The organism is Bordetella sp. 15P40C-2, from assembly GCF_009763235.1.
In the GTDB taxonomy this organism is placed as follows: domain Bacteria; phylum Pseudomonadota; class Gammaproteobacteria; order Burkholderiales; family Burkholderiaceae_B; genus Bordetella_A.
Window position 1 is genome coordinate 12,025 of the sequence record NZ_WSJA01000012.1, and the last position, 22,537, is coordinate 34,561.

The following is a 22,537-nucleotide window of genomic DNA, read 5'->3' on the forward strand; positions in this document are numbered from 1 at the left end:
GCGCCGGCAATAAACCTCGGCCGAGGGACGCCATAGTGCGGCATGCCGTGTGCGTGCGCAGCAGCCAGTCAGAGATTTTTTCACCCTCTGACCGCCACCAATAAAAACAGGGCGCGCAGCCCTGTTTTTGTGCGTTCAAACGGAAGGAACGTCAGCCGCCCTCCACTGCCCCGTCAGGCCACCAGACGATCCAGCGCCTCGCGGTATTTCGCGGCGGTTTTTTCCATCACGTCCTGCGGCAGGCGCGGTGCGGGCGGGGTCTTGTCCCAGGGTTGGGTTTCCAGCCAGTCGCGCACGAACTGCTTGTCGAACGACGGGGGGCTGATGCCTTCACGATAGCCGTCGGCCGGCCAGAAACGCGACGAATCCGGCGTGAGCACTTCGTCCATCAGGTGCAGCGTGCCATCCTCATCCAGACCGAATTCGAACTTCGTGTCGGCGATGATGATGCCCTTGGTCGCGGCGAACTCGGCGGCCTCGGTGTACAAGCGCAGCGTGACATCACGGATACGTTCGGCCATTTCCTGGCCAACTTCGTTGACCACGTGCGCGAAGTCGACGTTCTCGTCATGCAGGCCAAACTCAGCCTTGGCGGCGGGCGTGAAGATGGGCTCGGGCAGCTTGCTGGCCTGCTGCAAACCTGCCGGCAGCTTGATGCCGCACACCGCGCCCGTGGCTTGGTAGTCTTTCCAGCCGGAGCCGATCAGGTAACCGCGCGCCACGGCCTCGACCAGGATCGGCTTCAGACGCTTGACCACCACCGCACGACCACGCACCTGGTCCAGCTCATCGGCGGCCACCACGTCCTCCGGTTTCACACCGGTCGAATGGTTCGGCAGGATATGCGCGAGCTTGCCGAGCCAGAAGTCGGTCAGCTCGGTCAGAACCTGGCCCTTTCCGGGAATCGGGTCGTCGAGAATCACATCGAACGCCGAAATACGGTCGGAAGCAACGATCAACAGTTTGTCGTCGCCCACGGCGTACATATCGCGGACCTTGCCGCGACCCAGGAGCGGCAGGGATTTGATGCTGGATTGGTGCAAAGCGGAAGTCACGGATCGGGCCTATGGCGAAAGAAGCATAGATTACTGTAAACGCAGACGCCGCCCAGCTGGGCGGCGTCTGCGACGAACAGCTACGGGCTTATTGTACGACCTGCGCCAACTTGCCTGCCGCGTACAACTCGGCCATCTCGGTCAAGGGCTTGGCCTTGATCTTGCTGGCGTTGCCGGCGGTGCCGAACTGCGTGTAACGCTGCACGCAGATCGCCTTGGCGGCGGCGCGGGCGGGCTTGAGGTATTCGCGCGGATCGAACTTGCTGGGGTTCTCGGCAAAGAAGCGACGGATCGCGCCGGTCATGGCCAGGCGGATATCGGTATCGATATTGACCTTGCGCACACCGTATTTGATGGCTTCTTGGATTTCCTCGACCGGCACGCCGTAGGTTTCCTTCATGTCGCCGCCAAATTCACGGATCTCGGCCAGCAGCTCTTGCGGCACGCTGGAGCTGCCGTGCATCACCAAGTGGGTGTTCGGCAGGCGCTTGTGGATCTCCTTGATGCGAGCGATCGACAGGATGTCGCCGGTGGGCTTGCGGGTGAACTTGTAGGCGCCGTGGCTGGTACCGATGGCGATGGCCAGCGCGTCCAGTTGCGTCTTGCGCACGAAATCGGCGGCTTGCTCGGGGTCGGTCAGCAGCTGTTCGCGGGTCATGGTGCCCTCGGCGCCGTGGCCGTCTTCCTTGTCGCCCATCATGGTTTCGAGCGAGCCCAGGCAGCCCAGTTCGCCTTCGACCGTCACGCCCAGCTTGTGCGCCATATCGACGACCTGCTTGGTCACGTCAACGTTGTAGTCGTAGTCGGCGATGGTTTTGCCGTCTTCTTTCAACGAACCGTCCATCATGACGCTGGAGAACCCCAGGTCAATGGCACCCTGACAGATTTTGGGCGACTGGCCGTGATCCTGGTGCATCACCACGGGGATGTGCGGATACGATTCCACGGCGGCCTGGATCAGGTACTTCAGGAAGCCTTCACCCGCGTACTTACGCGCGCCGGCGGAAGCCTGCATGATCACCGGGCTGTCGGTCTCGGCAGCCGCTTCCATAATGGCCTGAACTTGTTCCAGGTTATTGACGTTGAAAGCGGGAATGCCATAACCGTGCTCAGCAGCGTGATCGAGCAGCTGGCGCATGGAGACTAGGGCCATTGTGGTCCTCCTGAGTGATAAAAATAAGTGGGAAGCCTTGCGGAATACCGGGATTTTAGCTGGGATTGCGTCGTCCACGGCAGACCGCGTGTCACTGGAGGTGTCAAATCTGGAAAATTGTCAGGCCGGGACCAGCTCCGGGGCCATTTGGCGCACCGGCACACGGTAGTGCGAGGAAAACACCAGCCGCCCGGCTGACCAGGCGTGCGTCACCATCGGCAGATCCCGTAGCAGCGTCACAGCCACCAGATCGGCGCGCAACCCGACCGCCACCCGGCCACGATCGTTGAGTCTGCAGGCGTCGGCTGGATTGGCCGTAACCAGGGCGACCGCCTGCGGCAGTGTCAGGTCGGTGTGCGCGGCGACCAGAAAGGCCGCGGCAATGAGGGTCGAAGGCTGATAATCCGAGCACAGAATGCCGGCTACGCCAGCGCGGACCGCATCGATCGCCCGCATGGAGCCGCTCTGGCTCTGGCCGCGCAAGATATTGGGCGCGCCCAGGATCGTGGGCAGGCCGCAAGAGACGGCGGCTTTGGCGGTATCCAGGTTGATGGGAAATTCGCTCATTGATACGCCCAGACTGCGCATGGCGACCACGCGCTGCACGGTATCGTCGTCATGGCTGGCGGTCGGCACGCCCCGGCCCTGCGCGTGCGCCAGCAGAACCTTGACGCGCTCCGCTGCCCCGTCACGCGATTGCAATTTCTCGCGCGCCACTTGTTCGGCCTCATCGCGGCTGTACGCGTGGTTGCCCATCATGTACTGCACATAGGATTCCAGCGATTTGAACTGCCCCTGCCCGGGAGAATGATCCATGACAGACAACAGATCGACGGCGCCCTCCTCCAGGAGACGCTCCAGCACTGGCAACGCCGCGGCGTCGGTAATTTCGTAGCGGCAATGCACGCGGTTGTCCACCAGGCCCTGGCCGCGAAAGGCGCGTATCGCCCGCACAACGCGGGCCGCTGTCTCGTTATTGCGCACGCCCCATTCGCTGTTGGAAAAAGACAGCGCATGGTAGGGGGTCATGATCCCCGCTGCCGCATTGCGGCGGTCGACTTGCGCCACCGCGAAATCCAGCGGAAACAGGACTTTCGAGCGGGGTTCGGCCTCTTTCTCGATGGCGTCGCAGTGCACATCGATCAGGCCCGGCAACAGGGTCTGTCCGCGCATATCGAGCATCGTCGCGCCGCGCACGGTTTGCGGCTCGATGGCTTTGATAAAGCCGTCTTCGATCAGCAACGCGCTGTCTTCGAGCACGCTGTCGGGCAGAACGATACGGGCATGAGTCAGATACAAGGAAGACATGGCTTAATCCAGGTTGGGTGCGGCGATGGCGGGCTGTATGGGCAGAACGCGGGTCGCGACCGCGTCTCGAACCGCCTCATCGTGAAAGATGCCGATCAGGCAGCGGCCAGCAGCGACCGCTTCGCGGAGGAGGGAAACGACGACGGCGCGGTTATCAGCGTCCAATGAAGCTGTGGGTTCATCGAGCAACAAAACGGGGTGTCCGCCGACTAAGCCGCGCGCAATATTCACGCGCTGTTGTTCCCCCCCGGAAAACGTCGCGGGTGGCAAATCCCACAGACGGGCAGGCACATTCAATCGGCGAAGCAAAACGGCGGCTTCGTCCCTGGCCGTATCGGCGTCCACGCCACGATCGCGCAAAGGCTCGGCCACGATGTCCAAAGTCGTGACGCGCGGGATGACGCGTAAGAACTGACTCACATACCCAATGACGTGCCGGCGCAGTCGCAATATCTGGTGTTCAGGCGCGGTGGTCAGGTCGCACCACTGGTCGCCATCGCGCACACGAATGCTGCCTCGAGTGGCCAAGTAGTTGCCGTAGAGGCAGCGCAACAAGGTGCTTTTGCCTGTGCCAGACGGGCCGGACAGCACCAGACATTCGCCCGATTCCACGTGGAAGTCGACAGAATTCAATACGGGAAGCTGGATTGCGCCTTGATTGTGCAGGGTGAACATCTTGGTCAGCCCCGCGACTTGCACCAGCGTTCGCGCCGCGGTCATCGGCATTGCGCATGGCGTTCGTTCGCCGGGGGTGGCCATGGCATTGGCTGGCCCGTTCGATAGGGAAAGGAATTCGGTCATGAGTCAGCTCTGTAGAATCGAAGACACGAGCAATTGGGTATAGGGGTGCTGCGGATCATCCAGAATCTGGTCGGTGAGCCCGCTTTCGACTACGCGCCCCTGTTGCATGACCAGCGTGCGATGCGCTAGCAGGCGCGCGACGGCGAGATCATGCGTAACCACGATGGCGGCCAAATTCAGATCGGCGACCAGGTGACGCAACAGGTCGAGTAAACGAGCTTGCACGGAGACATCCAGCGACGCGGTAGGCTCGTCCATATAGACCAGGCGAGGCGCGGTCACCAGATTTCTTGCGATCTGCAGACGCTGCTGCATACCCCCGGAAAAAGCCCCCGGAGCATCATCCAATCGCGCCGCATCGATCTCCATTTTTTCGAGCCAGCTGCGCGCGGTATCGCGCAATCCCCCGTAGTGGCGTTGCCCTACTGCCATGAGGCGTTCTGCGATATTGGCGCCGGCGCTGACTTGCATGCGCAGGCCGTCGCGCGCATTCTGGCGCACAAATCCCCAGTCGGTGCGTGCCAGCATGCGCAGATGCGCGGCCGACAGAGACGCCAGATCCACGAAACCGCGTTCGCGGGTGTCGTACCAGACGCTGCCGGATTCGGGCTGCACCTGCCAGGATACGGCTTGCAGCAGGGTGCTTTTGCCTGATCCGGATTCGCCTACCACGCAGAGCACTTCGCCGGGATGCAGATCAAAATGGATGTTGTGGCAACCATGTAGCCCATCCCAGGTGCAGGTCATGTCGCGAACCGAAAGCAAAGGCTGTGCGTTCATCGTGCGACCTCCGCCTGTTGCGCGCCGGTATACCCCTGTGCACGCCGTCCCGCACAATACTCCGTGTCCGAACATACGAATCGACGCGCGCCCCGATCGTCAAGAATGATTTCGTCCAAAAAGCTGTGCGTCGAGCCGCAAAGATCGCAACACTGATCCCATTGCCCGACGTCAAACGGGTGATCTTCGAAGTCCAGGCTTTTCACATCGGTGTAGGGAGGCACTGCGTACACGCGCTTTTCCCGCCCGGCGCCAAACAGCATCAAGGCCGGGTTGCGGTGCAGCTTGGGGTTATCGAACTTCGGGATGGGCGACGGCCGCATCATGTAGCGGCCATTGACGATGACGGGATAGTCGTAAGTCGTGGCGATGTGTCCGTACTGAGCGATATCCTCGTACAGCTTGACATTCATGCCCCCGTATTCCGCCAGCGCGTGCATGGTGCGCGTCTCGCTCTCACTGGGCTCGAGCCAACGCAGCGGCTCGGGGATAGGCACCTGATACACCATGATCTGCCCTTCGCGCAGCGGAGCTTCGGGAATCCGATGACGCGTCTGCACAATCGTGGCGTCACGGGTGGACTCAGTGGTGCGCACGCCCGTCACACGACCAAAAAAGCGTCGTATGTTGATGGCGTTCGTCGTGTCGTCGGACCCTTGGTCAATGACTTTCAACACATCATCCGCGCCTATGATCGCGGCTGTGACCTGAATGCCACCTGTGCCCCAACCATAGGGCAGCGGCATTTCACGACTGCCAAAGGGCACTTGATAGCCGGGGATCGCCACCGCCTTCAACAGCGCCCGGCGCAGCATGCGCTTGGTCGATTCATCCAGATAGGCGAAGTTGTAATGGGGATCGCGCGCCACCGGCGTGCTGACAGTGTTCATGTTGAAACCTCATCGACTAGAACGTTGGGCGTGGCCGATGCCTGCGCCGAGGTATGCTCGGCGCGCAATCGGCGCAGCAATTCGAGGTTGGCCTGGAAGTCCACGTAGTGCGGCAGTTTCAAGTGCTGCACGAACCCAGACGCTTCGACGTTATCGCTGTGATAGAGCACGAATTCGTGATCGTTAGCGGGTGAGTCGGCCGCCTCGCCCAAGTCAGCCGCTTTGAGCGCACGGTCCATCAGTGCCATGGACATGGCTTTGCGCTCGCCATAGCCAAACGTCAATCCATACCCCCGTGTGAACTTTGGCGCCTCTTGATGATTGCCGCTGAACTGACTGACCATCTGGCATTCGGTCACTTCAATCTGGCTAATCGTGACCGTAAACCCGAGTTCTTCGACAAAGAGCTCCACTTCAAGGGATCCATAGCGAATCTCGGCTGCGAAAGGATGCGTGTTGCCATAGCCACGCTGTGTGGAATAGCCCATGGACAGCAGGAAACCTTCGTCGGCGCGCGCCAGATTTTGCAAACGGGCATCGCGCCCGGCGGGAAAGCTCAGCGGCTGTCGGGTCAGATCAAAAGGTTCCGCGTCGTTCACTGGTCGAGACTCTTGATCGATCAGCGCTTCGTGCTGCAGTAGATCCGTGACCCTGGGCATCGAAGCCGCCACGGGCTGAGTGGCCGGCGGCAACGCGCTGGCGGATGTCTCGTTGCCGTTGGCAAGCAGCGTGAAGTCCAACAGTCGCTGCGTATAGTCATAAGTGGGCCCAAGGATCTGCCCACCCGGCACATCCTTGAATGTCGAAGAGATCCGACGAGACAAGCACATGCGTGCCGTGTCTATCGCTTGCGAGTAGCCAAATCTGGGCAACGTCGTGCGATAGGCGCGCAGCAAAAACACGGCTTCTATTAAATCGCCTGCGGCCTGTTTGATGGCCAATGCAGCCAGCTCGGGGTCGTAGAGTGCGCCCTCCGACATCACACGCGAGACAGCCAAGGGCATTTGCTCCTGAATCTGCGTCACGCTGAGTTCGGGCACATCAGTATCGCCCCGACGATAGGCATCGAGCAGACGGTAGGAGTTGAGGATCGCCCGTTCACCCCCTTTTACGGCAACGTACATATCAAGCCTCCACGCTGACGGTTCGCGGCAGGCCGCATAGACAGTCGCCTTGGGTCAGGAAAATATCCACGCCCATGGGAAACAGACGCCGGTTGTCTTGCCATTGATCCCAAAAATCAACGGGAAGCCCGCGTACGGCAAGACGCTGACAGCTCTCGATCCCAGGCCCTTTAAGCGAGACCATCGCCCCATCTGTCGCGCTGAACGACTCGACATCCAGTAGCACGGTTGCGGAGGTATCCGGATAGGCTGCAACGCCGGGATAGCAATGTGCCAACTCGGGCATCTCATACCCAGAGGGCACCGCGACGAAGCGCGCTTGTAACGGTTCGCTGACCAGCGGGCAGCCGCAATGAAAACGCAGATACTGATGTACCGACTCGCTGATGCCAGCAGGCAGCCAGACCGGGGTATCGGCGTCGGCCAAGGTCAACAATAGCGCCGCCATCGCGAGCGAGAGGCCCGGCGGCACAGCGGGTGGCGAAGCGATATCGACAACGCGCCCGGGATAAGCCAGCGCCTGCAACGCCGACCGAAAGGTCTGCTGTGACTGCGCCACGGTATCGACAAAACCCGCCACGGGCGGCGGCGCCACCGAGGTCTGAGTGCTCAACATATCAATCCTCTCCTCGAACCATGGTGAAGAACTCCACCTGGGTTTGTGCGGCCAGACGGCCACGATGAATCTGGCGATCTTGATGCGCGCGCGCCAGCGGTTCGACGACCAGCGCCCGTACACGATCATGCCAATCCGCGCGCTGCAACAACGCATCCAATACGGCGGCCTGTTCGGCATGCCGTTGCCCTCGTCCTTGTACGTAGGCCACACCCATGGTGTCGTCCTCGAGCTTGATCGCGCAGCGCGTCACGCTCATCTCGCCAAGATTGAATTGCGCCCCCGTCCCGCCCGCGCGGGCCCGCACCATCACCATGCCCGCCTCCGGCGCGCGCAATGTGTGATGCGTGGGCAAAGCCCCCAGGGACTGCATGGCGTGGTTCAGCGCGTGGGAATCAGCCAGGGCGAGCACGCGCATCCAGGATGCGCGCGCGGTGTGCGATGGATCGGAAACGGCGGTGTGGCCGGTCGACGGATGCATGACAGGTGCTTCCTCTGTGAAGTCGGCTTGCATCATCGCGGTGATGATGAGTGCCGAACAATGACGAACGGCGCTTAGTACATCACCGCGACGTGAAGCTTTCATGACATCGATTCAGAGCGATGCCGTGCCGTGCGTGGCATAACCGTCATTCGGACATCCCGCTGTCATACGACAGCGATATGGTGGCGCACATGAATACACCTCTATCCGCATATCGCTATGCCGTCTATTTGGCTCCAACGGGAGCATGGCGGGACCTGGGGCGCCGATGGCTCGGCCGTTGCGAAGAAACCGGCACAGTCCTTTCTCGCATGGTTGAAGCCGACCCTCGCATCGACAGTTGGACACGCACGCCGCGCCGCTATGGCTTGCATGCCACGCTCAAGCCCCCTTTCCGGCTGCGCGAGGATCAAACACCGGCCGCGCTAGACAGTGCTGTCAGAGCGCTCGCACGACGACAAGCACCCTTTGGCCTGCCTTTGCAACTTCAAGCTTTGCGCGGCTTTCTCGCATGGTGCTGCGCCGATGCGCGAGGTCGTTGTCGCGTCAACGCACTGGCGCAAACCGTGGTCGCCGAGCTGGATGACTTCCGTGCGCCAGCCGATGCCAATGAACTGACCCGACGCGATCGCCTGACGCTCAACCCCCAACAACGCCAGATGCTGGAGCGCTGGGGATATCCGTACGTCTTCGATACGTTTACCTTTCACATCACGCTTACCGATCCCCTGGACGACAGGTCGATGCACTCAGCGCAGACGCAATTAGCCGCACTAGGCGGTTCCACCTTGCACACACCCATGCGGGTCAACGCGATCAGTGTCTATGTGGAACCTGAACCCGGGGCCGATTTCATCGTCGCCCGGCACTATGGATTCGATGGGTCGATCAGCGACGGCGCGGGCGCGCGTTTTATGGAGGACGTTTAGAAATGGCGGTTTCCGATTTCGCCGTGGCGCATACGCCAGTGCGTTCACAGGCCGCTCTCGGCAAGCGTCTGATTTACCTCATGGGTCCATCCGGTAGCGGCAAAGATACGCTGCTGCGTCTGATGCGCAGCATGCTGCAACCCGAAGAACCCGTGCTGGCCGCGCATCGCTACATCACGCGTGCCAGCAGCAACGATGAATCGTCTGTCGCGCTCACTCCCTCGGAGTTTCAACGCCGTATGGAGCTAGGCTGTTTCGCCCTGCATTGGCAAAGCCATGGACTGCACTACGGCATAGGCATTGAAATCGATGCGTGGCTGGCAAGCGAAGCCTTGGTGATCGTCAACGGATCTCGCCGTCATTTGCCGGTCGCGCACGCGCGCTACCCCGACCTCAACGCCATCGAGATCACCGCGAGCCCAGAAATACTCGCCTCGCGCCTCGCACAACGCGCGCGCGAAAACCCCGAACAGATCGCCGCGCGTCTGCGGCAGGCGACCCATTCGTATCAAGTGCCCGAGGGCTGCCGGATCAGCCGGCTGGCGAATGAGGGCTCGCCACAAGAGGCCGCGGAACGTCTGCTGGCGGCCGTCCGTCACGTGATCGCCGCCTGAGCGAAAACGTTTTGCCATGCGCGCAGACATCCGCCTGCGCGCATGGCGTTTATATCAACGCTTTGCGGATCTGCGCTGACAAAAGGTCAATCGCCACGACAAACGCGATAATGATGATCATCACTGCGCAGGTTTCGGCATACTGAAAGCTGCGTATGATTTCCCATAAGACGGTGCCTATGCCGCCCGCACCCACAATGCCGACGACAGAGGCCGATCGCACGTTGGATTCAAATCGGTACAGCGCGAAAGAGGTCCACAACGGCAGCACTTGAGGAATGACACCGTAGACGATTTCCTCCAGCGCGTTCGCCCCGGTCGCGCGCACACCCTCGACCGGACGCGGATCAATGGCTTCCACGGCTTCCGCAAAGAGCTTGGCCAGCACGCCTGTCGTGTGCACCCACAGCGCAAGCACGCCGGCGAATGGCCCCAGGCCCACCGCCACGATAAACAGCATCGCGAACACCATTTCGTTGATGGCGCGACAAGCATCCATCAGGCGACGCACCGGCTGATAGATCCAGGCGGGCACGATATTGGCCGAGCACAGCAGCCCCAATGGAACAGCCACGACAATCGCGAGAAAAGTCCCCCACAGTGCGATCTGCACGGTCACCAGCATTTCGCTCATGTACATATGCCAATCGCGAAAATTCGGCGGAAAGAAATCCGCCGCATATGCCGCCATGTTGCCGGATTCCGCTACCAGGTCCATCGGCCGCATATCCGCGCCGCGCCAGGACAGCATCAACAGCCCCAGCACCACTGCCCACACCAGTAAGCTCGGCAGAGAAGACCGCGCGCCGCCTGGCGACGGCGGGGGAGTCAGAACAACGCTCATAGAAGATATCCGTAGGAAGAGTTACATGTACACCACCGGCCGCTACGGCGCGGCCGTCTGATTCAACGCAGCCAGCCGTTGATCCAGCTCAGCCAGGCGAGCTTGCTTGTCCGACGCGCTCAAGGTGGTGTCGTTTTCTATACCCAGCTTTAGCTTTGCCAGTTCCATCTGACGAATGGGGATCAACTGCGTATTGCTCGATTCGCGAAAGCCCTGATACGTGAGCTTGGCGAGAACTTGCTGTTCGTGCTGGGCGTTGGCGCCCTTTCCATAGTTGACGAGAAACGTCTGAATCCGATTTTTCAGCTCAGTTGGGACGTCGCGGCGTATCACGATGGGGTCGGCCGGAATCAGAGGGGACTTCCACAACACCCGCACGCTGTCGCGCGCATCTTTGCCGGTGCTGCGGTGATATCGCTCCAGCATCTCCGAATTGTTGACAGCGACATCCACCTGCTTGTTGACGACGGAAAGCAAGTTCGCCTCGTGATTGGCCGCGCGCACGGATTTAAAGAATTTCTTTGGATCAATGCCATTGGCGGCCCACAGGAAATAGCCCGGCACCAGCGAGCCAGAGGTGGAATTCGGATCGCCCGCGCCGTAGCTCAGTTGCCCGCCCTTCTTGAGCACATCTTCCAAGGTGTGCAGATCACTGTCCTGATGCACCAGCAGCAGCGACCAGTATCCCGGGTTGCCATCCCCGTCGATCACTGAGGCAATGACATCGCCCTGGGCACGGTCGACCGCTTCCATCGCCGACTTGTTGCCAAACCAAGCCAGCTGCACCTTGTTGAATCGCATGCCCTCGATGATCCCGGCATAGTCGGAGGCGAAGAATGGAACCACCGACACACCCAACGCTTGGCTCAAATCGTCGAGCAAAGGTTGCCATGCCGATTTCAAATTGGTCGACGACTCGGTGGAAATGAAGCCGAAATTCAAGGGTTTGATGTCCGCCGACCACGCGGCCGACGAGAACGTGGCGGCCGCGGTCAGGGCGAGGAAAGTCCTGCGTAGCATGGAATTGAGCTCCGAAAAAATTGACGTTCACGCCGCAGCAGCCATCGGCTGCGCGGCCAGAGACGGAGGAGACGCCGTGAGCCGCCCGCCTTCCACGGGCAACAACTCGGCGACATCTGCGCCATACAGTTGACGCAGCATCGATTCGGTCAGCGCAGCTGCCGGGCCGTCGTACACCACACGGCCGTGGCGCAGCGCGACCACACGGGGGCAATATCGCAGCGCGACATCCACTTGATGCAGCGACACCACCACGGCCACCTTGCGGGTGCGATTGATATGCGCGAGCGTGTCCATCACTTTGCGAGACGACTCTGGGTCGAGCGAAGCAATCGGCTCATCGGCCAAAATGACGCCCGCGTTTTGCACCAAAGTGCGCGCGATCGCCGCGCGCTGCTGTTGTCCGCCCGATAGGGTTGAGGCGCGTTGGCGGGCGTAGTAATCGATGCCGACTTGAGCGAGCGCTTCCATTCCGACCCGCACCTCGTCGTGGCGGAAATGGCGCAACAGGCTGCGCCTCAGCGGCACGCGTGGCAGCATGCCTACCAACACATTGGTGATGACCGGCAGGCGTCCCACCAGATTGAATTGTTGAAAGACAAACCCGATCCCCGCGCGGACTTGACGCACCTTCGGGTGGATCCGGCCGTTTCGTTGTACCTCGCGACCATTGACCCGCACGTAGCTGTCACCCCGGTCGGCCGCCACAAAACCGGCCAGATGCCGCAGCAAGGTCGACTTGCCAGAACCCGAGGCGCCGAGCAGGGCCACCATTTCTCCGGGCGCTACGTTCAGATCCACCTCGTCCAAAGCCTTGTGCCCGGCGCGGAAAGACTTGCTGAGGCCGCGCACCTCGATCGCATCGATCATATGAACCCCCGTTTGAACCATGGCGGCATTCTGTTCAGCCGGCATGACAGGGTGATGACCGACGCATGCGGCCGGCAGGGCAAAATTAGCTGCTTGCCACCTCGGGCGCCACACCACTGTCACAGTCGGGGCAAACTCACCCCGCCATAAATACGACAGACAGGCAGCAAATACGGGAAAACCCTGGTCAAACAGCCAGGATCGCGGTATCATTACCAGTGTTCTGTGTGAGAGCGTCCCGGCTGGATTTTCAGCCCCGCGAATGGCGGTATGGGTACCACACAGGGCGTTCGAACCCGCTTCTTCCGATGACGCGCCCCTTTAGCGCCATCGCGACCAAGCCGCGCATTTCGCGCGTTTCGCCCTATACGGGCGTGTGTACCCGCCCCGGGTTCCGCCAGGAATTCCGGCCCGTACCCGACCTGCCGGGACGATAGCTGTCCCATTTAGCCCGAGCTTGTTCGGGCCCACGCGTTCACAGCCGACTACGCGGCCTACGCGCGTATAGACCAAGGAGATTCATACATGGCAAAAGAAGAACTGATCGAACTTGACGGCATCGTGGACGAAGTTTTGCCGGATAGCCGCTACCGCGTGACGCTGGACAATGGCATCGAAGTCGGCGCTTATGCTTCGGGCCGTATCCGTAAACACCGTATCCGCATCCTGGCTGGCGATCGCGTCACGCTGGAAATGTCGCCCTACGATTTGACCAAGGGCCGCATTAACTTCCGTCACAAAGACGAGCGCGCGCCCAGCACCCCGCGTCCCGCGCACCACCGCCCCCACCGTTAATCTCGGGGCGTCGTGACGGTGGCCCGGCGACGCGGGCGCACCTCACACATCGGCGAGGCTCAAGCGCCCTGCTAGGGTTTCCACGCGCCGATGAAAATCGCGGGATCCACCCGCGCGTCATTCAAGCTCACGTTCCAATGCAAATGCGGCCCGGTCGCGCGACCGGTGGCGCCGACTTTCGCTATGGTCTGCCCGCGAGCGACCTCGTCGCCGACCCTCACGTCGATCGCGGACAAGTGGCAGAACATGCTGATAAAGCCCTGGCCATGGTCGACGAAAACGGTTTTCCCGTTGAAGAAATAATCGCCGACCAGCACGACCCGCCCGGCCGCGGGCGCTTTGACGGGCGTACCGGTGGGCACGGCGAAGTCCAGCCCTGAATGAGGATTGCGTTCCTCGCCGTTGAAAAACCGCCGTAGCCCGAACGGGCTCGACAGCCGTCCACCCTCCACGGGCCGGTCCAATATCACGTTGCTAGGCGTGACCCCGTCCCTGAAGGTGCGATACGCGGCCAACTGCGCCTGGAGTTCGCGTTCAATACGCTTGAGATCCTCGGGATCGGGCGAGACCTGCCGCTTATTCTTTAGTTTGATGTGCTGCGCGACATATTCCTTGGCGCGCACGTCGAAGGGCAATGCGCTGCCGCCCTGAACCTGCACAGTCTGCCGTCCCGGGCGCACGCTTAATGGAATGCCAACGACCGCGATCCATTGCTCGTCGCTATCGCGCAGCACCATCACGCGGCGGCCGTCATAGTTGACGGTCGGCGCTTGCGGCGCCGCGCCCAACGGCACGACGGCCACGCCCCCAGGCACCGGCGTATTGAGCTTGCGGCTGATATAGCCTTCGGCCAGCGCCGCTGTCGTAGACGTCAGCAGCGTCAATCCCACCAGCGCCCGCGCCAGCCAAGCGAATCGTTTACTGACCGTTGTCGCGCGCATTCGGCTCACAGACACAGGTTTGCCGCCTCGGCCAAGGCCGTGCTCAGACGCGGAACGCGGGTGTACATCTTGGCCTCGGTCTTGCCCTTCCATGTCTCGGCCTTCAACACAACCTCGACGCCCGCCATGCCTTCCACGACAAGCTGGTAACCATTATGGATAGGCTGGCGTATGGCCTGAGTATCCAGCCCCTTCCAAGCGGAATCCACGCACTGCACATAGTCGGCAGCAGTCCGCGTGGTGGAGCCAAAAAATACAGGTTCGCGTTTGGCGACGTCTTTGACCGAAGCGCAACCGGCCAGGATCAGCAAGCCGGCGATGGCGACAGGGGCTCTGAAATTCATAAAGCAGTCTTCCCAATGGATATGACGGGGCGGTCGCAAACGGCCATCCCAGCCAACTATAGCGCACGCGGGACGTGCCCCACGCCGGTCAGCCGGCCGGGCACGGGAGCGGATCACTGCGCCGGCGGACGACGCGCGGACTTCGGGCGGAAGGCCTTGACCACAGCGTCATGCGTTTCCGAATAAGGCCCGCCGATCAGATCAATACAGTATGGCACCGCGGCGAACACACCCTGCACCAGCACATTGCCTTCGGCATCACGCAGACCCTCTAGCGTCTCGCGGATGGCCTTGGGTTGGCCAGGCAAATTGATGATCAGGGCAGCATGATCGGCCGTCTCACGTATCACGGCCACCTGCCGCGACAAAATGGCGGTGGGGACAAATTGCAGGCTGACTTGCCGCATCTGTTCGCCAAACCCCGGCATTTCTTTGGTTGCAACCGCCAGCGTCGCCTCGGGCGTCACGTCGCGGCGCGCGGGGCCGGTGCCCCCAGTGGTCAGCACCAGGTCGCAGCCCACCACATCGACCAGCTCGATCAGGGCCGCCGAAATGGCCGAGGCCTCGTCAGGCACCAGACGTTCGCTGGCCTGCCAGGACGACGACAGGGAATTTTCGAGCCACGATTTCAAGGCTGGAATGCCCTCATCTTGATACACGCCTGATGTGGCACGATCGGAAATCGAGACCAGCCCCACCAGAAGATCGTCGGGATGGCGGCGGACTAACGGTTGTGTGGTCAATGACATAGCCAGCGTAAAGAATCGAAAACGAAATGCTAGCGCATTATCCGGGCAGCGGGTCAGCGGCTCGTTCTGAGTCAGGAAACCGTAAGTGACTGCCATAAATCTGCAATAATTCAGCCTACGCTCACCGCCCAATCATCCCCCTCCCCTATGTTTCATCTTTTCTCCGGCTTAGAGTTCTGGATTGGCGTCAGCCTGGTCCTAGCCCTTACTTTCGTCCTGGCCTTCGAATTCATCAATGGTTTTCATGACACGGCGAATGCTGTGGCTACCGTGATTTACACCAAGGCAATGCCGCCGCATCTGGCAGTCGTGATGTCGGGGATATTCAACTTTCTCGGCGTGCTGTTGGGCGGCGTGGGCGTCGCGTATGCGATTGTGCATCTGCTGCCCGTGGAACTGCTCATCAATGTGGACACGGGTCGTGGTCTGGTCATGGTGTTCGCGATGCTGGCCGCCGCGATCGCCTGGAATCTGGGCACCTGGTATTTCGGTATCCCGGCATCCAGCTCGCACACGCTGATCGGCTCGATTCTGGGCGTGGGCCTGGCGAATGCCCTCATCACCGACGTGCCGCTGGCAGATGGCGTGAACTGGGGTAAAGCCATGGACATCGCCCTGTCGCTGGTCTTTTCGCCTATTGCCGGATTCCTGGTGGCGGGATGCTTGTTGCTGCTGTTCAAGCGCTGGTGGCCGAGCTCGAAAATGCACAAGACGCCAGAGCAGCGTAAGCAGATGGATTCGAAAAAACACCCGCCTTTCTGGAACCGTCTGGTGCTGGTTTTGTCGGCCATGGGCGTCAGCTTCGTCCACGGCTCCAATGATGGCCAGAAAGGCATCGGCCTGATCATGCTGGTGCTGATTGGTATCGTGCCGGCCCAGTTCGTGTTGAACGAAAACAGTACGTCGTATCAGATCGACCGCACGCGCGATGCTGCCACGCACTTGCAAGCGTTCTATACGCGCAATCAAGACGCCGTCGATCACTTCCTGGCGTTGTCGAGCAACCGTCATGACAGCAGCCATCTGCCGGAGCAGTTTCATTGCGATCCGCAGCTCACATTGGCGACGATCGACGCGCTGCGCAAAGAGCTGACCGGCGTGACGCGCTATCAAGAGCTTCCCGCCGCCAAGCGCATTACCGTGCGCCGCTATCTGCTGTGCTTGGATGACACGGCGAAGAAAGTGGCCTCGCTCGAAGGCCTGGACAGCCGCGACCGGGAAGACCTGAACCGTCTGCGGGCAGACCTGACGGCCACGACCGAATACGCGCCGTTTTGGGTGATCGTCGCCGTCGCGCTGGCGCTGGGCACAGGCACCATGGTCGGCTGGCGCCGCGTGGTGCTGACCGTCGGCGAAAAAATCGGCAAGCAAGGCATGACCTATGCGCAAGGCATGTCGGCCCAGTTAACGGCCGTCGGGGCCATTGGACTGGCCAACGTATTCAGCCTGCCGGTTTCAACCACGCACGTCTTATCTTCGGGCGTGGCGGGCACCATGGTCGCTAATAGAAGCGGCTTGCATGGCAGCACAATACGCACCATCTTGATGGCCTGGGTGTTGACGCTGCCTGCTTCCATGATATTGGCGGCCAGCTTGTTCTGGATCGGCATGCAGATCGCCGGCTGATGGGCGGCGATCTGCGCACCATGCGGTAAAGACAAAGACAGGCGGGCGGCGATCAGCCCGCCATTACCACCAGCACACCGTACACGATGACGCCCAGGATGACGGCGAATCCGGCGTTTCCTAGTCGCTTCACGCCTACCGCCGTGGCGAGCAGACCCCCGGCATAGGGCAGAATTTCGCCACGCGTTTCAAGTGCCAGGATATCCGGCACGATGACGGCCGTGGCGATGCCCGCCAGCAAGGCCGGGCCTAACGCGGTAAACATTGAACGCCCAGCGGCGCCAGGCCGTGGCTGGCGCCGGCGCGACAGCAAGAAAGGCAGCGAGCGGGTTAGATACGTGATCACGGCCATTGCCATCACGGCCGCCCAGAATTCGAGGGTGTCGCCGCTCATCATGCGTTCTGTAAACGGAAAGTGACGCAGCCCGCGATGGCGGCGGCAACGATAGCAAGCGTGGTATACCCCAGCGACGCGCATAGCGCGCCCACCGCCAACGCCGCGAGCACTGCGGCGCGCAGCTCGCGCGTGACCGTCTGGCAGACCAGCGCCATGAACAAAGCCGGCAAGGCAAAGCGCATTACCTGAGCCACCACCGGAAAGTGCTGCTCCAAACCGTCTCCCGCATACACACCCACCGCTGTCCCGCTAATCCATGTCAGCCATGCGCCAAGCCCGAGCATCATCATCCAGCGGCCACGATGGGCGGGCGTCACGTGCTCGAGACGGTGTAAGGCCGTAGCGAAGACCTCATCCGTCAGCAGGAAAGCGACTTGCAGCCGCGTGGCTAGCCGGGGCGGCAAGAACCGCGACAACAGAGGCCCGTACAGCAGGTGCCGCGCATTCAACAGCGAACACAGTGCCACGACCCAGAGCCAGGGCGTGCCGGCTTTGATTGAGGCCAGTAGCAGGAACTGACTGGCGCCGGCATAGACAAAGACCGACGTCAGCACCACCTGTAGGGGCGACAAGCCGGCGGCCGATCCCGCGATGCCGAATGTGACAGCAACCGGAAAGTAACCGATCATAATCGGCAAGCAGGCTTTAAGTCCGGACCAGCTGGCGCCGGCTATCGGTACGGATGGCTGCGACTGCGGCGCAGACGATCGGGACATGAAACACTCCAGGCACAACAAAAGCAAATAGACGGGCGGGTCGACGCGCGCGTGCAGGCCACAAGCTGCACTCACGGCGAAATGGCGAATGGCGACCATACCGCATGCGCTGCTTTTCCCGCCCGAGTTGCGTACTGATCCCAGACCGACACACAGCCAAGGGCCAGTGTACCCGCCAGGGGCGGCATAATACGCATTGAGCCGCACTAGCAGATTTTCGCGTACGCGGCTGATCATTCGGATACCACCTTGCTCACTATCATTCACGCAGATTTCAACCTTCGCGCCCATGGCGACATGGTGCTGGCGCTGCTCGACGAGTACGCGCGCGATCCCATGGGCGGCAGTGAACCGCTGTCTGATTATGCACGCGCCAACCTGATACCAGAGCTGGCGAAACGCCCGACGGCGGGCGCGCTGATTGCCTTGCACAACGACGAGCCCGCGGGTCTCGCCATTTATCTTGAGGGGTTTTCGACGTTCGCTTGCCGGCCATTGTTGAATCTGCATGACTTCATGGTATCGAACCGCTACCGGGGCATGGGAATTGCTCAAGCCCTGCTATCAAAACTGGACGAAGTCGCGCTGTCGCGAGGCTGCTGCAAGATCACACTGGAAGTCCTGCAAGGTAATGAACCCGCCAAAGCGCTGTATCGCAAGGCGGGTTTTGAGGGCTATGCCTTGGCCGAGGAAACCGGACAAGCCATGTTCTGGCAAAAGAAACTTCCCGCATAACTTTGGAATCGCAACATGAAAATGCAAGGAATTCCGTTCGGCACGACGGACTGGCACACGATTGAACCCACCGAACACCCCGGCCAGACCGGCATGGCGTACTGGCGCACGTGCCAGTTCGGCGATATTCGTGTGCGCATGGTGGACTATTCGGCCGGTTATCTGGCGGATCACTGGTGCAGCAAGGGTCACATTTTGTTCTGCCTCGAGGGGGAACTGCACACCGAACTGGAGGATGGACGCCGGTTTGTACTGGTTCCCGGCATGAGCTATCAAGTCGCCGACCAAGCCGAGGCGCACCGTTCGTCCACGCCCATCGGCGCGCGTCTATTCATCGTAGATTGACACAGGCATTTTCGTTTACCCTCTAACTTAGCGCGCGAGACGGATGCGGCCGTCTCGCGGCCATGAGGGGACCTCGCCGCGAACGATACGGTAACTTTGCCTGAAATGTCTGATGCGCCCTTGACGCTTTACGTGGATGCCCGATTGCTCAGTCCTTATGCCATGAGCGCTTACGTCGCGCTGGCCGGAAAAGGACTGCCCGTGGAACTGCGGATGATCGATCTGCAAGCCGGCGAACAGCGGCTGCGGCCGTATGCGAGCCGCGCCCTGACGGCGCGTGTGCCAGCGTTGACGCACCAGGGGTTTCATCTGACCGAATCGAGCGCGATCATCGAGTACGTGGAAGAGGTATTCCCGGCTCCGCAATATGCGGCGCTATTCCCGGACAGTGCCCAGGCACGCGCCCGTATGCGTCAGATTCAAGCCTGGTTGCGCAGCGATCTGGGCGCGCTACGCGAGGAACGGCCGACGGAGGTGGTGTTTCACGGCGCAGCTGTCGAGCCACTGAGCGCCGCGGCCGAAGCGGCGGCCGCGAAGCTGCTGCGCGTGGCCCAGACGCTGTTGCCGAAGGGTCAGCCGTCGTTATTCGATCGGTGGACCATCGCCGATACCGAACTCGCCCTTATGCTGCGACGCCTCGCAGGCGACGATGAGCTGCCCCCTGCATTGCAGCGTTATGCCGACGAGCAATGGCAGCGTCCGCCCGTTCAGGCTTGGCTGAAGCTCAATCAGGAAGCCCGGTAAGCCGGAGCTCAGTCCTCCACCCGCTAAGCCCGGGAGCGCGTGCGCGCCGCGCCTCAGAGCGGCGCCCCTTCGCGACGCCGATGGCGCGCTGCGATACCTGCCTCACCCTCCATGTTGCAACGCAGCATTTATTGCGCTGTAATGGTGTTTGTCCGTAAAGTGTCCATCCCCCTATAGCCGCGTCCCGCGTCTATACCAATCGGAGATCGCCGTGGCCAAACCCACCAACGATCAACAGTCTCCTGCCTCGCCGTCCGCCAATCCTTGGACGGCCGCCTACGATTACACAGTAGATACGCTGCAACGCAGTGTGCTGTACGCCGATGTCATGCGTCAGCGCGGCAATCAGTATCAGCGCCACATGGCCAAGCGTCATCCCAACGTGCTGAGTATGAAGTCCGAGCTGGTGCTGGATGCCCGGGAATTCGAGCGACCGGTGAATTATGGACTTCTGCGCATCGTGCCGCCTGATGACGTGCCGGCCGATCCGCTGAAACGGCCCTTCTTGGTGGTGGACCCGCGCGCGGGGCACGGCCCGGGCATTGGGGGGTTCAAACCGGAAAGCGAAATCGGCGTCGCGGTGCGAGCAGGTCACCCCTGCTATTTCGCCTCGTTTCTGCCGCAGCCCACCGAAACCCAGACGGTCGAGGATGTCATGCGGGCCGAAGCGCGATTCCTTGAGGAAATCATCGCACTGCACCCCGAATCCGAGGGCAAGCCTGTCGTGGTCGGGAATTGCCAGGCCGGCTGGCAAATCATGATGACCGCGGCGATGCGACCGGAGCTGTTTGGGCCAATTATTGTCGCGGGGGCGCCCCTATCGTATTGGGCCGGTTGGCGCGGCATGAACCCGATGCGGTATAGCGGCGGATTGCTGGGAGGAAGCTGGCTGACGGCCATGACCAGCGATCTGGGCAACGGCCAGTTTGATGGCGCCTGGCTTGTACAAAATTTCGAGAATCTCAATCCGGCCAATACGCTATGGAGTAAACAGTACAACCTGTACGCCAAAGTGGACACCGAGGCGTCGCGATACCTGGACTTCGAGCGCTGGTGGGGCGGCCATGTGTTTCTGAATGGCCCCGAGATTCAGTACATCGTCGACAACCTGTTTATCGGTAACCGTCTGTCCACGGCGGGGCTGGTGACCTCTGACGGCATCCGCATCGACCTGCGCAATATCCGGTCGCCAATCATCGTGTTTTGCTCCAAGGGCGATAACATCACGCCGCCGCCGCAGGCGCTGGGCTGGATCCCCGATCTGTACCAGGACGATGCGGAAGTCGTGGCCCATGGGCAGACCATCGTCTACGCCGTTCACGAAAGCATTGGCCACCTGGGCATCTTCGTTTCCGGCTCGGTCGCGCGTAAGGAACATACCGAATTCACCGCGAACATCGATTTGATCGATGTGTTGCCACCTGGCATTTATCAGGCCGAAATCGCGGACAAGACGCCCGAGACGCTTAATGCCGATCTGGCGCCGGGTGATTACGTGGTGTCGTTCGCGCGGCGCAAGCTCGACGATGTGCGTGCCATCGTCGATCGGAATGAGGAAGACGACCGGCGCTTTGCGGCGGTGTCGCGGATTTCCGATATCAACCTGGGTCTGTACCGCAGCTTTGTTCAACCGTGGGTACGCGCGATGGTCACGCCGCAAAGCGCGGAATGGATGCAGCGCATGCATCCGCTGCGTCTGCCCTATGAACTGATTTCCGATCGCAACCCGTGGGTCGCGCCGGTCGCCCAGATGGCGCAGCAGGCACGTGAAAACCGCCGGCCGGTGGCAGCCGACAACCCGTTCGTCGTCATGGAGCGGATGATGTCGAACAGCATCGTGACGGGCCTTAATTTCTGGCAGGAACTGCGCGATGCGGCGGGCGAACAATGGTTCATGGGCATCTATGGCTCGCCGTTGGTGCAGGATTGGGCCGGCTTGAACGGTGCCAAGCGCGATGACCCACCACGCAAGCATCCAGGCGTTTCGCCAGAACACCGTGAATTCATGGACCAGCGCGCGGCCGAATTGCGCTCGCAGTTGGATAAAGGTGGCGTGCGCGAGGCGGCGATCCGCATGATGCTCTATGTCTCCAGCGCGGAGGGCAGCTTCGACGAACGCAGTTTCGCGATGCTGCGCAAAATGCGCGCTGACGCCGATGCCAATCTCGCGCTGCAGGAATTCAAAGACGTGGCACGCGATCAGGCGCTGATGATGCGCCTGGACCGTCAGGGCGCGCTGCAAGCGATGCCCAAGCTGTTGGAGGGTGCGTCGGCTGACGAGATCCGCCATGCGTTTGGCACGATGCGTCATGTGCTGGAAGCGACGGGACCATTGAGCGAACGCGCACGCGCCTGCCTGGAGGAAGTCGAGACGATATTCCGCGAGGCAGCGCAACGCGCCTTGGCGCGCGAACAGATGGCGAGTGGCAGTCCCACCGGCAAAAAGCGGGCATCACGTCATACGAAGAACGCGCCGCTCGGGTCCGAGACCGCCGAAGCCGTGCCCAGCCCGGAACTCACGGCCGAGGGTGCAGCAGTGTCCAAGCGCCGCGCATCCGCGTCCCCACGTAAGACGACAGTGCGCAAACGTACGAAAAGTTAGGCCGTTGCGCGCAATAAAAAACCAGGCACACAGTGCCTGGTTTTTTAACGCCTGC

The 22,537-nt window shown here is 61.2% G+C and carries 25 protein-coding genes; 8 read left to right on the top strand and 17 right to left on the bottom strand.

What is annotated here, in order from left to right; translation table 11 throughout:
- Positions 1 to 173 precede the first annotated feature (173 nt).
- The 9 genes from GOQ25_RS04635 to phnG all read right to left on the bottom strand — a co-directional run bounded on the left by GOQ25_RS04635 (position 174) and on the right by phnG (position 8,208).
- A complete protein-coding gene (locus GOQ25_RS04635; protein ID WP_160349285.1) occupies positions 174 to 1,055 on the bottom strand; it encodes a phosphoribosylaminoimidazolesuccinocarboxamide synthase in 882 nt (293 codons plus the stop codon).
- Between the two features lie 88 nt (positions 1,056 to 1,143).
- Entirely contained in the window at positions 1,144 to 2,208 is a 1,065-nt protein-coding gene (gene fba, locus GOQ25_RS04640; protein ID WP_160349286.1) for a class II fructose-bisphosphate aldolase, read from the bottom strand.
- A gap of 120 nt (positions 2,209 to 2,328) precedes the next feature.
- On the bottom strand, positions 2,329 to 3,516 hold the full coding sequence (locus GOQ25_RS04645; protein ID WP_160349287.1) for an alpha-D-ribose 1-methylphosphonate 5-triphosphate diphosphatase: 1,188 nt from the start codon (positions 3,514 to 3,516) through the stop codon (positions 2,329 to 2,331).
- A gap of 3 nt (positions 3,517 to 3,519) precedes the next feature.
- Positions 3,520 to 4,236 carry a phosphonate C-P lyase system protein PhnL gene (gene phnL, locus GOQ25_RS04650; protein ID WP_160349407.1) on the bottom strand — a complete coding sequence of 239 codons (717 nt, stop codon included), beginning with the start codon at positions 4,234 to 4,236 and terminating at the stop codon, positions 3,520 to 3,522.
- Between the two features lie 84 nt (positions 4,237 to 4,320).
- On the bottom strand, positions 4,321 to 5,097 hold the full coding sequence (gene phnK / locus GOQ25_RS04655; protein WP_160349288.1) for a phosphonate C-P lyase system protein PhnK: 777 nt from the start codon (positions 5,095 to 5,097) through the stop codon (positions 4,321 to 4,323).
- A complete protein-coding gene (locus GOQ25_RS04660; protein WP_160349289.1) occupies positions 5,094 to 5,987 on the bottom strand; it encodes an alpha-D-ribose 1-methylphosphonate 5-phosphate C-P-lyase PhnJ in 894 nt (297 codons plus the stop codon). Before GOQ25_RS04660 ends, phnK begins: the two co-directional genes overlap by 4 nt.
- On the bottom strand, positions 5,984 to 7,111 hold the full coding sequence (locus GOQ25_RS04665) for a carbon-phosphorus lyase complex subunit PhnI (RefSeq protein WP_160349290.1): 1,128 nt from the start codon (positions 7,109 to 7,111) through the stop codon (positions 5,984 to 5,986). The genes GOQ25_RS04660 and GOQ25_RS04665 overlap by 4 nt, the downstream gene beginning before the upstream one ends.
- Before the next feature lies 1 nt (position 7,112).
- A complete protein-coding gene (gene phnH, locus GOQ25_RS04670; protein ID WP_160349291.1) occupies positions 7,113 to 7,727 on the bottom strand; it encodes a phosphonate C-P lyase system protein PhnH in 615 nt (204 codons plus the stop codon).
- A gap of 1 nt (position 7,728) precedes the next feature.
- The gene (gene phnG, locus GOQ25_RS04675; protein ID WP_160349408.1) at positions 7,729 to 8,208 is read right to left on the bottom strand and encodes a phosphonate C-P lyase system protein PhnG; all 480 of its coding nucleotides are present in this window, start codon (positions 8,206 to 8,208) and stop codon (positions 7,729 to 7,731) included.
- Between the two features lie 194 nt (positions 8,209 to 8,402).
- Here phnG and GOQ25_RS04680 point away from each other — a divergent pair, with 194 nt between their 5' ends.
- Positions 8,403 to 9,140, top strand: coding sequence for a DUF1045 domain-containing protein (locus GOQ25_RS04680; RefSeq protein WP_160349292.1), 738 nt, complete (start codon positions 8,403 to 8,405; stop codon positions 9,138 to 9,140).
- Positions 9,141 to 9,142: 2 nt separating this feature from the next.
- On the top strand, positions 9,143 to 9,754 hold the full coding sequence (gene phnN, locus GOQ25_RS04685; RefSeq protein WP_160349293.1) for a phosphonate metabolism protein/1,5-bisphosphokinase (PRPP-forming) PhnN: 612 nt from the start codon (positions 9,143 to 9,145) through the stop codon (positions 9,752 to 9,754).
- 49 nt (positions 9,755 to 9,803) lie between these two features.
- On the opposite strand, the gene phnE is transcribed toward phnN, so the two are convergent.
- The 3 genes from phnE to phnC are packed head-to-tail and all read right to left on the bottom strand — an operon-like array spanning position 9,804 to position 12,488.
- Positions 9,804 to 10,598, bottom strand: a complete 795-nt coding sequence (phnE, locus tag GOQ25_RS04690) for a phosphonate ABC transporter, permease protein PhnE (protein WP_160349294.1) — start codon at positions 10,596 to 10,598, stop codon at positions 9,804 to 9,806.
- 42 nt (positions 10,599 to 10,640) lie between these two features.
- A complete protein-coding gene (phnD, locus tag GOQ25_RS04695; RefSeq protein ID WP_160349295.1) occupies positions 10,641 to 11,618 on the bottom strand; it encodes a phosphonate ABC transporter substrate-binding protein in 978 nt (325 codons plus the stop codon).
- 27 nt (positions 11,619 to 11,645) lie between these two features.
- Complete coding sequence (phnC, locus tag GOQ25_RS04700; protein WP_160349409.1) at positions 11,646 to 12,488, bottom strand: phosphonate ABC transporter ATP-binding protein; 843 nt, start codon at positions 12,486 to 12,488, stop codon at positions 11,646 to 11,648.
- Positions 12,489 to 13,013: 525 nt separating this feature from the next.
- On the opposite strand from phnC, the gene infA reads away from it, so the two are divergent.
- Positions 13,014 to 13,283 (top strand): translation initiation factor IF-1, encoded by a 270-nt coding sequence (infA, locus tag GOQ25_RS04705; RefSeq protein ID WP_160349296.1) that lies wholly within the window; start codon positions 13,014 to 13,016, stop codon positions 13,281 to 13,283.
- 71 nt (positions 13,284 to 13,354) lie between these two features.
- Here infA and GOQ25_RS04710 read toward each other — a convergent pair whose 3' ends face one another.
- The 3 genes from GOQ25_RS04710 to mog all read right to left on the bottom strand — a co-directional run bounded on the left by GOQ25_RS04710 (position 13,355) and on the right by mog (position 15,317).
- Entirely contained in the window at positions 13,355 to 14,224 is an 870-nt protein-coding gene (locus GOQ25_RS04710; RefSeq protein ID WP_160349410.1) for a peptidoglycan DD-metalloendopeptidase family protein, read from the bottom strand.
- Between the two features lie 5 nt (positions 14,225 to 14,229).
- Positions 14,230 to 14,568 carry a hypothetical protein gene (locus GOQ25_RS04715; RefSeq protein ID WP_160349297.1) on the bottom strand — a complete coding sequence of 113 codons (339 nt, stop codon included), beginning with the start codon at positions 14,566 to 14,568 and terminating at the stop codon, positions 14,230 to 14,232.
- A 113-nt stretch (positions 14,569 to 14,681) separates the two neighbouring features.
- Positions 14,682 to 15,317: a molybdopterin adenylyltransferase gene (gene mog / locus GOQ25_RS04720; protein ID WP_160349411.1), complete on the bottom strand. Its 636-nt coding sequence runs from the start codon at positions 15,315 to 15,317 to the stop codon at positions 14,682 to 14,684.
- A gap of 147 nt (positions 15,318 to 15,464) precedes the next feature.
- On the opposite strand from mog, the gene GOQ25_RS04725 reads away from it, so the two are divergent.
- Positions 15,465 to 16,943, top strand: a complete 1,479-nt coding sequence (locus GOQ25_RS04725; RefSeq protein WP_160349298.1) for an inorganic phosphate transporter — start codon at positions 15,465 to 15,467, stop codon at positions 16,941 to 16,943.
- A 52-nt stretch (positions 16,944 to 16,995) separates the two neighbouring features.
- Here the strand turns inward: GOQ25_RS04725 and GOQ25_RS04730 are convergent, their stop codons facing one another.
- The gene (locus GOQ25_RS04730; RefSeq protein WP_160349412.1) at positions 16,996 to 17,337 is read right to left on the bottom strand and encodes an AzlD domain-containing protein; all 342 of its coding nucleotides are present in this window, start codon (positions 17,335 to 17,337) and stop codon (positions 16,996 to 16,998) included.
- The gene (locus GOQ25_RS04735) at positions 17,337 to 18,056 is read right to left on the bottom strand and encodes an AzlC family ABC transporter permease (RefSeq protein ID WP_160349299.1); all 720 of its coding nucleotides are present in this window, start codon (positions 18,054 to 18,056) and stop codon (positions 17,337 to 17,339) included. The genes GOQ25_RS04730 and GOQ25_RS04735 overlap by 1 nt, the downstream gene beginning before the upstream one ends.
- 249 nt (positions 18,057 to 18,305) lie before the next feature.
- Between GOQ25_RS04735 and GOQ25_RS04740 the strand changes: the two genes are divergently transcribed.
- The 4 genes from GOQ25_RS04740 (at position 18,306) to GOQ25_RS04755 (ending at position 22,482) form a co-directional block, all read left to right on the top strand.
- Positions 18,306 to 18,791 carry a GNAT family N-acetyltransferase gene (locus GOQ25_RS04740; protein WP_202109330.1) on the top strand — a complete coding sequence of 162 codons (486 nt, stop codon included), beginning with the start codon at positions 18,306 to 18,308 and terminating at the stop codon, positions 18,789 to 18,791.
- A 15-nt stretch (positions 18,792 to 18,806) separates the two neighbouring features.
- Complete coding sequence (locus GOQ25_RS04745; RefSeq protein WP_160349300.1) at positions 18,807 to 19,136, top strand: DHCW motif cupin fold protein; 330 nt, start codon at positions 18,807 to 18,809, stop codon at positions 19,134 to 19,136.
- A 105-nt stretch (positions 19,137 to 19,241) separates the two neighbouring features.
- Positions 19,242 to 19,880 (top strand): glutathione transferase, encoded by a 639-nt coding sequence (yfcF, locus tag GOQ25_RS04750; protein WP_160349414.1) that lies wholly within the window; start codon positions 19,242 to 19,244, stop codon positions 19,878 to 19,880.
- Between the two features lie 211 nt (positions 19,881 to 20,091).
- Positions 20,092 to 22,482, top strand: a complete 2,391-nt coding sequence (locus GOQ25_RS04755; RefSeq protein ID WP_160349301.1) for a DUF3141 domain-containing protein — start codon at positions 20,092 to 20,094, stop codon at positions 22,480 to 22,482.
- Positions 22,483 to 22,537: the final 55 nt, after the last annotated feature.